The organism is Streptomyces sp. BoleA5 (assembly GCF_000373665.1).
Classification (GTDB): domain Bacteria; phylum Actinomycetota; class Actinomycetes; order Streptomycetales; family Streptomycetaceae; genus Actinacidiphila.
Genome location: NZ_KB892155.1, coordinates 108,499 through 121,927, shown reverse-complemented (window position 1 = coordinate 121,927; position 13,429 = coordinate 108,499). Strand labels below are relative to the sequence as shown.

General features: G+C 73.3%; 14 protein-coding genes and 1 riboswitch. Of the genes, 5 read left to right on the top strand and 9 right to left on the bottom strand.

Annotated elements, in window-relative coordinates; translation table 11 throughout:
• The first annotated feature begins 20 nt into the window (after positions 1–20).
• Both B085_RS0138955 and B085_RS0138950 read left to right on the top strand, forming a co-directional pair.
• Complete coding sequence (locus B085_RS0138955) at positions 21–1,346, top strand: SGNH/GDSL hydrolase family protein (protein WP_018564013.1); 1,326 nt, start codon at positions 21–23, stop codon at positions 1,344–1,346.
• Positions 1,347–1,371: 25 nt separating this feature from the next.
• Entirely contained in the window at positions 1,372–2,484 is a 1,113-nt protein-coding gene (locus B085_RS0138950) for an aminotransferase class V-fold PLP-dependent enzyme (RefSeq protein WP_018564012.1), read from the top strand.
• A gap of 262 nt (positions 2,485–2,746) precedes the next feature.
• Here the strand turns inward: B085_RS0138950 and B085_RS0138945 are convergent, their stop codons facing one another.
• From B085_RS0138945 to B085_RS0138935, 3 genes are read right to left on the bottom strand one after another with little or no spacing between them, the layout of a single operon-like run.
• Positions 2,747–3,724 (bottom strand): ABC transporter ATP-binding protein, encoded by a 978-nt coding sequence (locus tag B085_RS0138945; protein WP_018564011.1) that lies wholly within the window; start codon positions 3,722–3,724, stop codon positions 2,747–2,749.
• The gene (locus tag B085_RS0138940) at positions 3,724–4,527 is read right to left on the bottom strand and encodes an ABC transporter permease (protein ID WP_018564010.1); all 804 of its coding nucleotides are present in this window, start codon (positions 4,525–4,527) and stop codon (positions 3,724–3,726) included. The genes B085_RS0138945 and B085_RS0138940 overlap by 1 nt, the downstream gene beginning before the upstream one ends.
• The gene (locus tag B085_RS0138935) at positions 4,520–5,320 is read right to left on the bottom strand and encodes an ABC transporter permease (protein WP_018564009.1); all 801 of its coding nucleotides are present in this window, start codon (positions 5,318–5,320) and stop codon (positions 4,520–4,522) included. The genes B085_RS0138940 and B085_RS0138935 overlap by 8 nt, the downstream gene beginning before the upstream one ends.
• 272 nt (positions 5,321–5,592) lie before the next feature.
• Here B085_RS0138935 and B085_RS0138930 point away from each other — a divergent pair, with 272 nt between their 5' ends.
• Positions 5,593–7,827, top strand: a complete 2,235-nt coding sequence (locus tag B085_RS0138930; protein ID WP_018564008.1) for a transglycosylase domain-containing protein — start codon at positions 5,593–5,595, stop codon at positions 7,825–7,827.
• An 84-nt stretch (positions 7,828–7,911) separates the two neighbouring features.
• Here the strand turns inward: B085_RS0138930 and B085_RS0138925 are convergent, their stop codons facing one another.
• From B085_RS0138925 to B085_RS0138915, 3 genes are all read right to left on the bottom strand, one after another.
• A complete protein-coding gene (locus tag B085_RS0138925; RefSeq protein WP_026251893.1) occupies positions 7,912–8,232 on the bottom strand; it encodes a DMT family transporter in 321 nt (106 codons plus the stop codon).
• A 34-nt stretch (positions 8,233–8,266) separates the two neighbouring features.
• Positions 8,267–8,328, bottom strand: a riboswitch (guanidine-III (ykkC-III) riboswitch).
• A gap of 7 nt (positions 8,329–8,335) precedes the next feature.
• Positions 8,336–8,674 carry a GroES family chaperonin gene (locus B085_RS0138920; protein ID WP_026251892.1) on the bottom strand — a complete coding sequence of 113 codons (339 nt, stop codon included), beginning with the start codon at positions 8,672–8,674 and terminating at the stop codon, positions 8,336–8,338.
• Between the two features lie 10 nt (positions 8,675–8,684).
• Entirely contained in the window at positions 8,685–9,008 is a 324-nt protein-coding gene (locus B085_RS0138915) for a DUF3618 domain-containing protein (RefSeq protein ID WP_018564005.1), read from the bottom strand.
• Between the two features lie 100 nt (positions 9,009–9,108).
• On the opposite strand from B085_RS0138915, the gene bcp reads away from it, so the two are divergent.
• Entirely contained in the window at positions 9,109–9,576 is a 468-nt protein-coding gene (gene bcp, locus B085_RS0138910) for a thioredoxin-dependent thiol peroxidase (protein WP_018564004.1), read from the top strand.
• Positions 9,577–9,596: 20 nt separating this feature from the next.
• Here bcp and B085_RS0138905 read toward each other — a convergent pair whose 3' ends face one another.
• Together B085_RS0138905 and B085_RS0138900 are read right to left on the bottom strand one after the other, a co-directional pair.
• Complete coding sequence (locus B085_RS0138905; protein WP_018564003.1) at positions 9,597–10,238, bottom strand: class F sortase; 642 nt, start codon at positions 10,236–10,238, stop codon at positions 9,597–9,599.
• A 4-nt stretch (positions 10,239–10,242) separates the two neighbouring features.
• The gene (locus B085_RS0138900; RefSeq protein ID WP_158689914.1) at positions 10,243–11,205 is read right to left on the bottom strand and encodes a hypothetical protein; all 963 of its coding nucleotides are present in this window, start codon (positions 11,203–11,205) and stop codon (positions 10,243–10,245) included.
• A gap of 193 nt (positions 11,206–11,398) precedes the next feature.
• Between B085_RS0138900 and B085_RS0138895 the strand changes: the two genes are divergently transcribed.
• On the top strand, positions 11,399–12,178 hold the full coding sequence (locus tag B085_RS0138895; RefSeq protein WP_018564002.1) for an HAD-IIA family hydrolase: 780 nt from the start codon (positions 11,399–11,401) through the stop codon (positions 12,176–12,178).
• A 306-nt stretch (positions 12,179–12,484) separates the two neighbouring features.
• Here B085_RS0138895 and B085_RS48365 read toward each other — a convergent pair whose 3' ends face one another.
• Positions 12,485–13,396 (bottom strand): hypothetical protein, encoded by a 912-nt coding sequence (locus tag B085_RS48365; RefSeq protein WP_051102275.1) that lies wholly within the window; start codon positions 13,394–13,396, stop codon positions 12,485–12,487.
• Between the last annotated feature and the right edge of the window lie 33 nt (positions 13,397–13,429).

Below are 13,429 nucleotides of genomic sequence, written 5' to 3'. Positions count from 1 at the left end.
TCCCAGGAGTGAAGCACCGCATGGCCAGATCGACGGGTTATGCACTGCTCGCCGGAATTGTCGCGCTGGCCGCGGTCATCTCCGCCGCGATGCTCGTCACCGCCGGCCGTACCGACGCCTCCGGCCGCTCCGGCGGGCCCCTCGCGGCGGCCGGAATGCCCGGCGTACCCAACCAGGCGGCGCCCGCGGCGTCCGGTTCGTGGGTGGGCACCTGGTCGACGTCCCCGGTGGGCGGCGAGCCGAACGTGCCGGACGGCTACGCGGGGTGGTCGATCCGCAACGTGGTGCACACCAGTGTCGGCGGCACCTCGGCGCGCATCCACCTCTCCAACCTCTTCGGCCGCACCCCGCTGCAGATCGGCCGGGCGACGGTCGCCGTCGCGGCGGCCCCGGGGTCGCCGGCGGCGGCGCGCGGCACGATGCGGTCGCTGACCTTCGGCGGGCGGACGCAGGTGCGGGTCCCGGCGGGTGGCAGCGTCGTCAGCGATCCCGTGCGCCTGGCCGTTCCGCAGACGGCGGACCTGCTGGTGACGACGTACACCCCGCAGGTCTCGGGCCCGGTGACGTACCACCCGCGGGCGCAGCAGACCTCGTTCATGGCGTTCGGCGAGCGCGCCGCGCGCACCGACGGCGCCGCGTACACCACGCGGACCCCGTACTGGCGTTACGTCACGGGCGTGGACGTCTTCACGCGGCAGGCGGCCGGGTCGGTGGTGCTGTTCGGCGACTCGATCACCGACGGCATCACGTCCACCCCGGGCGCGAACCACCGCTGGCCGGACCGTCTGGCGACGCGGCTGCGCGGTTCCGGGGACCGGGGGCTGCGGCTCGGCGTCCTCAACCAGGGGATCAGTGGCAACCGGGTGCTGCGCGGCGGCGAGAACGGCGGCAATCCCAGCGGCCTGAGCCGCCTCGAACGTGACGCGCTGTCCCAGACCGGTGTCCGTACGCTCGTCGTGGAGCTGGGCATCAACGACGTGCTGCGGCCGCCGCAGCGGACCGGCGCGCGGGAGATCGTCTCCGGGCTGCGGGAGATCGTGGCGCGCGGTCGCGAGCGCGGGCTGCGGGTGCTGGGCGCCACGCTGGCCCCGTGCGGGGGCCACGCCGGATACAACGCGCACACCGAGGCGGTGCGGCAGCAGGTGAACGCCGCGATCCGGGCGGGCACGGTGTTCGACGAGGTGATCGACTTCGACCGGGCGCTGCGCGACCCGAACCGCCCCTCCGCGCTGCTGCCCGCCTACGACTCCGGCGACCACCTGCACCCCAGTGACGCCGGTTTCCTGCGCATGGCGGAGACTGTGCAGTTGTCGCTGCTCAAGGGCGGCGCGGCGGCCAAGGTGTGACGAGTACGGACGGACGGCGACACCCATGACGGACCACGCGGGCGGGCTGACCGGCTACGCCGAGCACTTCGGCGAGCCCGAGGGCTACCTGGACTTCGCCCGCTACGGTCCGCCCTCGCGGGACGTGCTGGACGCGACGGCGGCCGCCCTGGCGGCGTCGGCGGAGGCCGACCACACCACCGTCAACGACCTGATGCGGGCCGAGCCCCGGGCCCGGGCCGCGGCGGCACGGCTGGCGGGCACGGACACCGGGCACGTGGCGCTGCTGCCCAACGCCTCCACCGGGATCTTCCACGCCGCCTTCGGCGTGCCCGGCGGCGCCGTCCTGGTGCCGTCGGCCGACTTCCCCGCCAACCACTACCCGTGGCGGCGTGCGGCCGCCCTGGGCCGGGCGGTGCCGCGCTGGCTGGACGGCGCGCCGACCCCGGACGCGGTGCGCGGGGCGCTGACGGACGAGGTGGTGGCGGTCTCGGTCAGCGCCGTGGACTTCCGCACCGGCTACCGGGCCGATCTGGCGGCGCTGCGCGAGGTGATCGGCGACCGGCTGCTCGTGGTGGACGCGATGCAGGCGTTCGGCGTCGTCGAGCTGCCGTGGCAGGCGGCGGACGTGGTCGTGGCGGGCGGCCAGAAGTGGCTGCGGGCCAGCTGGGCGACCGGTTTCGCGGCGCTGTCGGACCGGGCCCTGGAGCGGCTTGAGCCCACGCTGACGGGGTGGACCGGGGTCGAGGACGTCGCCGTCTTCGACGACACCGAGCACCCGGTGGCGCCGGACGCGCTGCGCTGGAGCATCACCAATCTGAGCCCGGTGACGGCGGCGGCCTTCGCGGCGGCACTGGAACTGGTCGAGGGCGTCGGGGTCGCCGCGATCGAGGGGCATGTGGCACGCCGGGTCGACGAGCTGATCGAGGTGGTCCGCTCGGCCGGCGGGCAGGTGCTGTCCCCGGTGGCCCGTGCCGTGCGGGCGGGCATCGTGTCCTTCGCGGTGCCCGACGTGGACCCGGCCCAGGTCGCCAAGGCGCTGCACGAGCACGGGGTGACCCCGTCGGTGCGGGCGGACTCCGTGCGGCTGTCGGCGCACGCGTCGACCACGGCGGGCGCGGTCGAGCGGGTGCGCGCGGCGCTGGCCTCGCTGCGCTGACCCGCCGCGCGGGACCCCGCCCGGCCCGCCCCGGATTGCCGTGCGGCTCCGGCCGGGAACGCCCCGGTGCCGGGGGAGGCTCCTGCGGACGACCGGCGGCCGCCGCCGACGGCTGCCGTGCCCCGCAGGTCGCGGCACCCCGTCCCGTCGCCCCTTGCCGGCACGGGGTGCCCGGGCGCCGCCTGGAGGAGCAGGCGAGCCTGCCGGGCCCGCGACGATCGTGGCCGCGGGCAGCCGCCGGGGCTGCCCGCGGCCGGCGGCCTCAGGCGGGGGCGGCGCTGCTCGCCGCGTACATGCGGGCGATGACGTCCTCGATGGCGGGTTCGCGTACCGACAGGTCGACGACGCCGTGCCGCGCGGCGAGTTCGGCGACCAGCGGTGCCGCGCTGGCGGCAGCGGGGAAGGCGATCCACTGCCGGGGGCCTTCGACGCGTTCGCAGCGCGCGCCCGGCAGTTCCACCGGCGGCAGCTCCCGTTCGAAGTCGACGACGAGGGTGCGCTCGCTGTCGCCGGCGGCGTGCAGCCCGTCGAGGCCGCCGTCGTACACCAGGCGGCCGTGGTCGATGACCATGACGCGGCCGCACAACTGCTCGATGTCGGTGAGGTCGTGGGTGGTGAGCAGCACGGTGGTGCCCTGCTCGGTGTTGACGGTCCGCAGGAACGCGCGGACCTTCGCCTTGCTGACGACGTCCAGCCCGATGGTCGGCTCGTCGAGGTAGAGCACCTCGGGGTCGTGCAGCAGCGCCGCGGCGATGTCGCCGCGCATGCGCTGGCCGAGCGAGAGCTGCCGTACGGGGACGTCCAGGAGCGGCGCGAGGTCGAGCAGGCCGACGCAGCGGTCGAGGTTGCGGCGGAAGCGGGCGGCGTCGATGCGGTACATGCGGCGCACGAGTTCGTAGGAGTCGCGCAGCGGCAGGTCCCACCACAAGGTGGTGCGCTGGCCGAAGACGACGCCGATGCGGCGGGCGAGCCGGGTCCGTTCGCGGGACGGGTCGATGCCGGCGACGCGCAGGCGGCCGCCGCTGGGGGTGAGGATGCCGGTGAGCATCTTGACGGTGGTGGACTTGCCGGCGCCGTTGGGCCCGATGTAGCCGACCACCTGGCCGGCGGGGACGGTGAAGGAGATGCCGTCCACGGCGCGCACCTGCCGGCGCTCCCTGCGCAGCAGGCCGGTGCGGCGGCGTACGTCGAAGACCTTCTCGACGCGGTCGAGTTCGATGAGGGCGGTCATGTCGGGCATCAGCTCCCGGTGCTCCGGTACGAACGAAGGCCCGCCCGCCAGGCGGCGCCGGACAGGGCGCAGCAGGCGACGGCGACCAGGGGCGGGGTGAAGTCCACCCAGCCGGGCAGGCCCAGGGGGTCCTGGCGGCCCAGGATGCGCAGCGCGGGCAGCCAGTTGACGAAGGCGAGGGGCACCACGAAGGTGACGCCGCGCACGAGTTCCTTCGCGAACACCGACGGCGGGTACTGCAGCAGGGTGGCGCCGCCGTAGGTGAAGGAGTTCTGCACCTCCGAGGCGTCGCCGGCCCAGAACTGGAAGGCCGCGCCGGCGACGAAGACCGCGCCGAAGATCCCGGCGCCGCTGAGCAGCATCATCGGCAGCAGCACCAGGTCCAGGGCGGTCCAGTGCAGTTCCAGACGGGTCACCGACCAGCCCAGGACGAGCAGTCCCTGGACGATCCGGCCGATCCGGCGCAGCGCGAAGCGGTCGGCGGCGACCTGGGCGAGGACGGGCACGGGCCGTACCAGGAGGGTGTCGAGCGTGCCGTCCCGGACCCGGCCGCCGAGCCGTTCCATGCTGCCCAGGGCGAGGTCGGCGAGACCGAAGGCGGTGCCCGCGGTGCCGTAGAGGAAGGCGACCTCGGGAAGGGAGAAGCCGCCGAGCCGGTCGACCTGGGAGAACATCAGCAGGATCGCGAGGAAGTCCAGGCCGGTGGCGGCGAAGTTGACGGCCGCGCTCATCACGAACGACGCCCGGTACGCCAGGGCCGAGCGGGTCCACATCCACACGATCAGCCCGTAGGCGCGCAGTGCCTCAGCCACCCTGGACCACCACCTTGCGGGTGGCCGCGGACTGCAGCAGCCGTCCCGCGCCGAGCAGGAGGACCGCCCAGGTGGCCTGGAAGGCCAGGGCGGCGGCGAGGGCGCCGCCGGTGTGCCGGCCGAGCAGGATGTCGGCGGGCACCTGCAGCAGCGCCGACCAGGGCAGCAGCAGGGCGATCGAGGAGAGGCCGCCGGGGAAGGCGTTGAGGGGCAGCAGCATGCCGGAGAAGAAGAGGGTGGACAGGCCGGAGACGGCGACGATCCCGGTGCCGTCCATGAGCCAGAAGACGCTGAGGACGACGAGGTAGCGCAGGGCGAAGCTGACGAGGACGCCGAGGGCGACCGACAGCAGGAAGAACGCCCAGGTGGCGGGGGAGGCGGGGAGGGCGAGGTCGAAGGCGAGGGCGCCGCAGGCCATGGGCACCGCGCCGCGGGCGAGCAGCTGGTAGCCGGCCCGGCCGAGGTCGGCGGCGAGCCACCAGGCCTGCAGGTCGGCGGGGCGGTGCAGGTCGACTGCGATGTCGCCGCTGCGGACCCGCTCGATCAGTTCGTCCTGGAAGCCGCCGCCCATGAGGGAGGACGTCGCGAACAGCGCCTGGCCGATCCAGACGTACGTCAACGCCATGGACTGGTCGTAGCCCCCGAGGTGGGGCCGTTCGTGCCACAGGGCGATGTAGGTGTATGCGGTGATGAAGCCGAAGACGGTGTTGGTGAAGACGCCGGCCGCGGTGGCCACCCGGTACGTGGCGTGGCGCCGGAAGCCGCTCGCCGCCACGGTCGCGTACAGGCGCATGGTCCCTCCTTCCGGTGTGGGGAACGGGTTCGCCCGTCCGCGCGCAAGCGCCCGACCTTACTCGCGGTGACCGCCGTCTGCCACGGAGTTTTCACCCGGCGGGGTGGAGGGCGTCACGCTTTCGGCCTGTCACAGGCTTGTCACGGATGCACGGCGATGACCCATTTTGTCCTGATGGTGGGAAAGTGTCCGCCGGGTCGTACGGCACGATTGACCCAAGATGTTCCCGCCGCGGCACAACCCTCGGCGGCCGCGGAGGAGTCAGTACAGACATGAGCAGCAGCAACGCTTCCCCCGGCGGCTGGGAGAACCAGCCCTCCGGCAAGAAGCCGAAGCGCACCGGTGCCCGCAGGCTGATCCCGAGCTGGCGTGCGGTGCTCGGCGCGTTCCTGCTGGTCGTGCTGGCGTGCGCGGGGGCGTTCATCATCGGCTACCAGCTGGTCGACATCCCCAAGGCGAACGCGGGCGCGGTCGCGCAGAGCAACGTCTACCTGTACTCCGACGGCACCCAGCTGGTCCGCGACGGCGCGGTCAACCGCGAGAACGTGGGCCTGGACCAGGTGTCCGAGGTCGCCCAGCACGCCACCCTCGCCGCCGAGGACCGCAATTTCTACCACGAGTCCGCGGTCAGCCCGAAGGCGATGCTGCGCGCGGGGTGGAACACGGTCACCGGCAAGGGCAAGCAGTCCGGTTCGACCATCACCCAGCAGTACGTCAAGAACTACTACCTCAACCAGGAGCAGACGGCGGTCCGCAAGGCCAAGGAGTTCTTCATCGCGATCAAGCTGGACCGCGAGAAGACCAAGGAGGAGATCCTCGAGGGGTACCTCAACACCAGCTACTACGGCCGCAACGCCTACGGTGTCCAGGCCGCCGCCCAGGCCTACTTCGGCAAGGACGCCGACGAACTCGACGCCGCCGAGGGCGCGTACCTGGCGACCCTGCTCAACGCGCCCAGCGAGTACGACATCGTGGCCCACCCGCAGAACAAGGCCAAGGCGGAGGCCCGCTGGGACTACGTGCTGGACGGCATGGTCAAGGAGGGCTGGCTGAGCGAGGGCGAGCGCGCCGGGCTGGAGTTCCCGAAGCCGCACAAGGCCAAGGCCGCCACCGGGATGTCCGGCCAGCGCGGCTACCTTCTCGAGGCCGTCAAGGACTACCTGTACGAGGCGAAGATCCTGGACGAGGAGACGCTGCGCTCCGGCGGGTACCGCATCACCACCACCATCGACCGCAAGAAGGAGAAGGCCTTCGTCAAGGCGGCCGAGGAGCAGCTGCTCGACAAGCTCAAGCCGAAAGTGCGCAAGGCCGACAAGTACGTGCGGGTCGGCGGGGCGTCCATCGACCCGGCCACGGGCAAGGTCGTCGCGATGTACGGCGGCGTCGACTTCACCAAGCAGTTCGTCAACAACGCGACCCGCTCGGACTACCAGGTGGGCTCCACCTTCAAGCCGTTCATCTTCGCCTCCGCCGTGCAGAACGACTCCACCACCCAGAGCGGCCGGCGCATCACCCCGTACACCGTCTACGACGGCCGCAACAAGCGCGAGGTGATCGGGCCCGACGGCCCCACCGGCTACGCCCCGGCGAACGAGGACGACGTCTCCTACGGGTCGATCACGGCCACCAACGCCATGGACAAGTCCGTGAACTCGGTCTACGCCCAGATGGCGCAGGACGTCGGCCCGGGCAAGGTCAACGACACGGTGCGGGCGCTGGGCATGCCGGAGAAGGTGAAGCTGGTGACCAGCCCGGCGATGGCGCTGGGCACGATGACGGCGAGCCCGCTGGACATGGCGCAGACCTACGCGACGCTCGCCAACCACGGCCGGTACGTTCCGTACACCATGGTCGTGAAGATCACCAAGAACGGGCAGGACGTGCAGCTGCCCACCCGCCGGCCCACGCAGGCCGTGCACCGCGAGGCCGCCGACACCACGACCTCGATCCTGCGTTCGGTGGTCCGGGGCGGCACCGCCACCGCCGCGCAGGCGGCGGGCCGGCCCGCCGCGGGCAAGACCGGCACGGCGGAGGAGGACAAGGCCGCCTGGTTCGCCGGCTACACCCCGGACCTGGCGACCGTCGTCGCCGTCATGGGCCAGGACTCCCAGACCGGCGCGCAGAAGAGGCTGTACGGCACCACGGGGCTGGCCCGCGTCAACGGCGGCGGGTATCCCACGCAGATCTGGGCCCAGTACACGGCCGACGCGCTGAAGGGGAAGCCGGCGAAGAACTTCAAGCTGCGGCTGGAGCCGGGTGCGCAGGCCCCGCCGACCACCACGGCCCCGCCGACCACCACCGCCCCGCCGACCACCACCGCCCCGCCGACCGTCACCGCCCCGCCGGAGTCCTCCGAGCCGCCGGGCACGGAGGAACCGCCCACCAGCGAGGAGCCGAGCGAGCCCGGCGGCCCGACCAGCCCCGGCGAGGACGGCGGCACCGACGACGGCGGACTGCCCATCGGCGGCCTGGACGGCGACCCCGGCGGCGGGGACGACTTCCCGTAGCAACGGACCGCACCGGGCGCCGCCGGGGACCTCCCCGGCGGCGCCCGGTGCGTTGCGTTGCGCTGCGACGCGGTGCGGCGCCGCTCAGTGCCCCGAGGTCGCCTTCAGGCCGACCACGGACACCAGCAGCAGGCAGATGAAGAAGATCCGGGCGGCGGTCGCCGGCTCGCCCAGCACCACGATGCCGAGCACGGCCGCGCCGGCCGCGCCGATCCCGACCCACACCCCGTAGGCGGTGCCGATCGGCAGCGTCCGGGCCGCGTACGACAGCAGCAGCATGCTGGCCACGATGCCGAGCCCCGTGCCGACGCTGGGCCACAGCCTGGTGAAGCCGTCGGTGTACTTCATGCCGACCGACCAGACGACCTCGAGCAGGCCGGCGGCACACAACAGGACCCATGCCATGACGGGCACCTCCACGATCCTCGGGGGGTCAGGGGGTGCGTCGTCTTTGCATGGGCCCTGGTACGGCGCGTCTCGTCAGGGTACGGACCCGACGATAACAAATTCAGAGGTACAGGCCGGTGGAGTCCTCCGAGCCCTGCAGCCGCTCCGCCGCCACCGCGTGCAGGTCCCGCTCCCGCATCAGTACGTACGCCGTACCGCGCACCTCGACCTCGGCCCGGTCCTCCGGGTCGAAGAGCACCCGGTCACCGACCTCCACGGTCCGTACGTTCTGCCCCACCGCGACCACCTCGGCCCAGGCGAGCCGCTTGCCGACGGCCGCCGTGGCGGGGATCAGGATGCCGCCGCCGGAGCGCCGCTCGCCCTCGGGGACGTCGGAGCGCACCAGCACGCGGTCGTGCAGCATGCGGATGGGAAGCTTGTCATGCGTATTCGAACTCACAGGTACGACGTTACCGGCGGCGCCGGCGCAGCGAGAGCCCGGCCACCACCGCGACCAGTGCCACCGCCGCCACCGCGACCGGCACGATGCGCTCCACGCGGGGCGCGCCGTCCTCCGCCACGAAGTGGCCCCGCAACTCGGTCACACCCCGGTTCACCGCCACGTACGCGCGGCCCGCGGTGCGGTCCACCGCCGAGCTGACCTTCGCCTTGGCGTCCGCCGCGATCGTGCTGGGATGCACCCGCACCGCGATCTCGTCCAGCGTCGCGGCCAGCGCCTGCCGCTTGAGGGCGATGTCCGCCTCGATCTGAGCAGGACTCCTGCCATCCGACACTGCTCCGCCTCCATCGTCCTTGTCGACCGGTACCGTGCAGACAGTCTGTCAGCCCGCCCGTGCCGATGCCCGTCGGCACCCCGAACCGGAGAACTGCACCATGAGCGAGCGCCTCCAGCCCGGCGACACCGCCCCCGCCTTCACCCTTTCCGACGCCGACGGCAACGAGGTCTCCCTCGCCGGTCACGCGGGCCGCAAGGTCATCGTGTATTTCTACCCGGCCGCCCTCACGCCCGGCTGCACCAAGCAGGCCTGCGACTTCACCGACAACCTCGACGTGCTCGCGGGCGCCGGCTACGACGTCATCGGGATCTCGCCCGACAAGCCGGAGAAGCTGGCGAAGTTCCGCGAGAAGGAGTCCCTGAAGGTCACCCTGCTCGCCGACCCCGACAAGTCGGTGCTGACCGCGTACGGCGCCTTCGGCGAGAAGAAGCTGTACGGCAAGGTCGTCACCGGCGTGATCCGCTCCACCGTCGTCGTCGACGAGCAGGGCAGGGTCGAGCACGCCTGGTACAACGTCAAGGCCACCGGGCACGTCGCCAAGCTCATCCGCGACCTCGGGGTCTGACGCCCCGCCGGCCGAAACGGTCACGCCCGGGTGTGCGAGCCGATCAGCGCCGCGTACACCACGACGTTCGCCGAGTAGGACTGGGTGGCGTGGTCGAAGGTGCCGCCGCAGGTGATCAGCCGCAGCTCCGGGCGGACCCCCGAGCCGTACACCCGGTCCGGGCGGAAACCCGTCTTGTCGACGATCTCCACGCCCTCGACGGCGAACTCGGCGACCGAGCCGTCCGAGCGGGTGACCTCCACCAGGTCGCCCTTCGTGACCGTGCTCAGGGCGTAGAAGACCGCCGCCTTGCTGCGGGTGTCGACGTGGCCGACGATCAGCGCCGCCCCCGCGTCCCCGGGGGCGGGACCGCGCCCGTACCAGCCCGCGACGTCCGGCGTGCTGAACGGCGGCGGGTCCACCGCGCCGTCGGCGGTGAGCCCGCGCTCCACCAGCTTGGCGTGGATGCCCGCCGAGCGGATGTCGATCCGCAGCGGGCGCGCCGGGGGCAGCGGCGTGTGCGCCGCGTACACCTGGGCGGGCCGCCCGGCGGCCCCCGCTGTCGCGGCCGGTGCGGGGGCGCCGACCCCGGAGCCCGGCAGGCCGGGGTGGACGTATCCGTTCAGCCACGCCGCGGAGAGCACCACGGCGGCCGCGAGGGCCGCGACGGTACGCGCCTGCACCGGGTCAGTCCCGGGTGCGGCGGCGGTGCACGACCAGCCCCGCGGCCCCTGCCACGGCCAGCACGCCGGCCGCCACGACGCCGGGCACGCCCGCGGGCTGCTGCTCCGCGGCGGCCTGATGGGCCGCCATGGCGCCGCCGCCCGCGGGGACGGGGGCGGACGGGAAGCCGGAGGCGGCCTCGGTGACCGCGAGCGTGCCTTCGTGGGACTTCCCGTCACAGGTGATGGAGACCCGGTAGGAGCCCGGGGTCAGCCCGGAACGGACCACCGCGGAGGCGTACATCCCGCCGTCGCTCGCCGGGGCCAGGGTGACCGGGGTGACGAACGCGGAGGAGCTGACGGTGCCGGTCTTGGCACGGTCACACTGGTCGGTGCGGACGTCGACGTCGGCGCCGGGGCCGGCCGTGCCCGGGGTGATCCTCACCGGGCCGCTGCCTACGCCCCCTACGCCGCCGACGCCTCCCACGCCCCCTACGCCGCCGACGCCTCCGGTGCCTCCCACGCCGCCGGTGCCTCCCACGCCGCCGACCCCGCCGGTGCCGCCGTCGTCCGGACCGCTGCCCGAGCCGTTGTCCTGGCGGCCGTCGTCGTCCCGTCCGGAGCCGTCGCCGCCGTCATTGTCGCGGCCGCCGTTGTCGCGGCCGGAGTCGTCGTCATCGTCGTTGCCGCTGTTCTGGCGGCCGTTGTCGCGGCCCGAGTCATCGTCGTCATCGTCGTTGCCGCTGTTCTGGCGGCCGTTGTCCCGGTCGTCGTCGCCCTTCGTGCCGAACTGCAGGAGGGGATTGCCGCTTCCGCCGTCGTCGTCACCGCCGCCCCCTCCACCGCCCCCGCCGAACTGGAAACTGGTCCCGCTGGAGTCGTCGTCCGGCCCGTCGTCCGCCACGGCCGCGGGACCGCACAACACGATCAGCGTCGCCGCGGCGGCGGCACACAAGGGAACGCGGGTGGCCCCCAGGACAGAGCCCATGATCACAACCTCCACTCACCCGGGCTCATGCCGTCGGATTGGTCGGCCCCGGTATTTCGAAGGTCCCTTCCCGGGCGGGCCTTCGCATGCGGTGGTGCTCCGGACGGGTCGGGGGGTCGCCCGGACCGGCGAATCCGGGGCGGACACCGCGCGCATGTGCACAGGTCACCCGGCCGGACTAGAGTCCGCAGCCATGACAGCGCGCAAGCCCATCGAATCCTGGCTCACCGACATGGACGGCGTCCTCATGCACGAGGGCATCCCGGTGCCCGGCGCGGACGCCTTTATCAAGCGGCTGCGGGACTCGGGCCGCCCGTTCCTCGTCCTGACGAACAACTCGATCTACACCCCCCGCGACCTGGCGGCGCGGCTCAGCCGCATCGGCCTGGACGTGCCGGCCGAGAACATCTGGACCTCGGCGCTGGCCACGGCCCGCTTCCTGGACGACCAGCACCCCGGCGGGACGGCGTACGTCATCGGCGAGGCCGGCCTCACCACGGCCCTGCACGACGCGGGGTACGTGCTGACCGACCACGAGCCCGACTTCGTGATCCTGGGCGAGACGCGGACCTACTCCTTCGAGGCCCTGACCAAGGCCATCCGCCTGATCAACGCGGGGTCCCGGTTCATCGCCACCAACCCGGACAACACCGGTCCCTCGCCCGAGGGGGCGCTGCCCGCCACCGGCTCGGTGGCCGCACTGATCACGAAGGCGACGGGGAAGGACCCGTACTTCGTCGGAAAGCCGAACCCGCTGATGATGCGCACCGGCCTCAACACCATCGGCGCGCACTCCGAGACCTCCGCGATGATCGGCGACCGCATGGACACCGACGTGCTGGCGGGCCTGGAGGCCGGGATGCAGACCTTCCTGGTGCTGACCGGCCTGACCAGGTCGGGCGACATCGACCGCTTCCCGTACCGGCCGACCACCGTCGTGGACTCCATCGCGGACCTCGTCGACCTCGTCTGACGACGACCTGCCCCCGGCCGCGACCGGCCGGGGGCGGCGGGGCGGCGCGAGGCCTCCAGGGCGTGAGACGTTCACCGGTCGATCACCGGACGGGCGGCGGGAGTCGGGTACGGCGGAGCAGGCTCTCCCCGCATTTCCGCAGCGATCTCGGAAGGGCGTCCACCGATGCTGTCCCGCACACCTCACCGCGGCCGGTGCCCGGGCGCAGCTGATGACCGACAACGGCGCCGCCGACCTGTACGGGGACGGCGAGGAGGCCAAGGACCTCGGCCGCCCCGAGTTGGCAGAAGTCCCGCAGCACCTGGGTCACCCTCGGCGGCCGAACCTCAGGGCCGCACCGCCCACGACCATGAGCACCCCGGCGCCCGTGAGCATCAGCGCGGGCGCCCGGTGCGGGTCGCCGGTGGCGGCGAGGCCCGGGGCGGCGCGGGGGGCGCTCTCGCCGCCCTTGCCCGGGACGGGGGCGCCCCCGGGGTCGCCCGCCCCAGGTCCGGTCCCCGGTCCGGCCTCCGGCCCTGTCTCCGACGAGGGCTCCGGTGCCGGCGAGCCGCCCGGCCGGGTGTCCGGCCCCTGCCCGGGTCCGGTGCCGGTGCCCCCGTCCCCGCCGCCCGGCAGCCCCTCCTCGCCGGTCCGGCCGGGGCGCGGGGACTGCGGCCCGGTTGTGGCGTCCCGGGACGGCACGACGTCGAAGTCGTAGCCCTCGGACTCCCCGACCCAGTCGCCGTCGTCACCGCGGCGCTCCATGATCGTGGCCGACGCCGTGACCCGTCCGGCGGGCGCCGGCGCGGTGAAGCGCAGCCGCAGCGCGATCGACACCTTCCGGCGCGACGGCAGTGTGGTGCCCGGCCCGTTCTCACCGCCCACCACGGCGATGTTCTCGTCGTTGTCCGTGTGCTGGACGGCCACCGGCCGCCAGGAGCCGTCGCGTGCGTTCCCGGCTTTCGCGACGGGGTCCGCCACCCGGTACTCCAGGACGATCTGGTCGGCCGTCAGCCGCCTTCCCCGGTCGACGAAGACGAGGACCGGGTGGACGTCGCGCAGTCGCTCGCGCGAGGTGTTCTCCAGTTCCACCCGGAACTCCCGGGGTCCGGCCCCCGCCGTGTAGGTGTGGGGGCCGCCCAGCAGCCGGGCGGTCACCGGGAAGGCCTCCGCGGCCGCCTGGGGGGCCGCCGCCACGATCGCGGCCGTCGCGACGGCCAGAGCGCTGCACCACCTCATGGGCAGTGAAGCTCTCACGGTCATCCGCTGATA

Excerpts from the sequence above, each read along its gene's own strand:
- B085_RS0138950 (WP_018564012.1), top strand. The coding sequence starts at position 1,372 with ATGACGGACCACGCGGGCGGGCTGACCGGCTACGCCGAGCACTTCGGC.
- B085_RS0138900 (WP_158689914.1), bottom strand. The coding sequence starts at position 11,205 with ATGGGCTCTGTCCTGGGGGCCACCCGCGTTCCCTTGTGTGCCGCCGCC.
- B085_RS0138925 (WP_026251893.1), bottom strand. The coding sequence starts at position 8,232 with ATGGCATGGGTCCTGTTGTGTGCCGCCGGCCTGCTCGAGGTCGTCTGG.
- B085_RS0138955 (WP_018564013.1), top strand. The coding sequence starts at position 21 with ATGGCCAGATCGACGGGTTATGCACTGCTCGCCGGAATTGTCGCGCTG.
- bcp (WP_018564004.1), top strand. The coding sequence starts at position 9,109 with ATGAGCGAGCGCCTCCAGCCCGGCGACACCGCCCCCGCCTTCACCCTT.
- B085_RS0138895 (WP_018564002.1), top strand. The coding sequence starts at position 11,399 with ATGACAGCGCGCAAGCCCATCGAATCCTGGCTCACCGACATGGACGGC.
- B085_RS0138930 (WP_018564008.1), top strand. The coding sequence starts at position 5,593 with ATGAGCAGCAGCAACGCTTCCCCCGGCGGCTGGGAGAACCAGCCCTCC.
- B085_RS0138935 (WP_018564009.1), bottom strand. The coding sequence starts at position 5,320 with ATGCGCCTGTACGCGACCGTGGCGGCGAGCGGCTTCCGGCGCCACGCC.
- B085_RS0138945 (WP_018564011.1), bottom strand. The coding sequence starts at position 3,724 with ATGCCCGACATGACCGCCCTCATCGAACTCGACCGCGTCGAGAAGGTC.
- B085_RS48365 (WP_051102275.1), bottom strand. The coding sequence starts at position 13,396 with ATGAGGTGGTGCAGCGCTCTGGCCGTCGCGACGGCCGCGATCGTGGCG.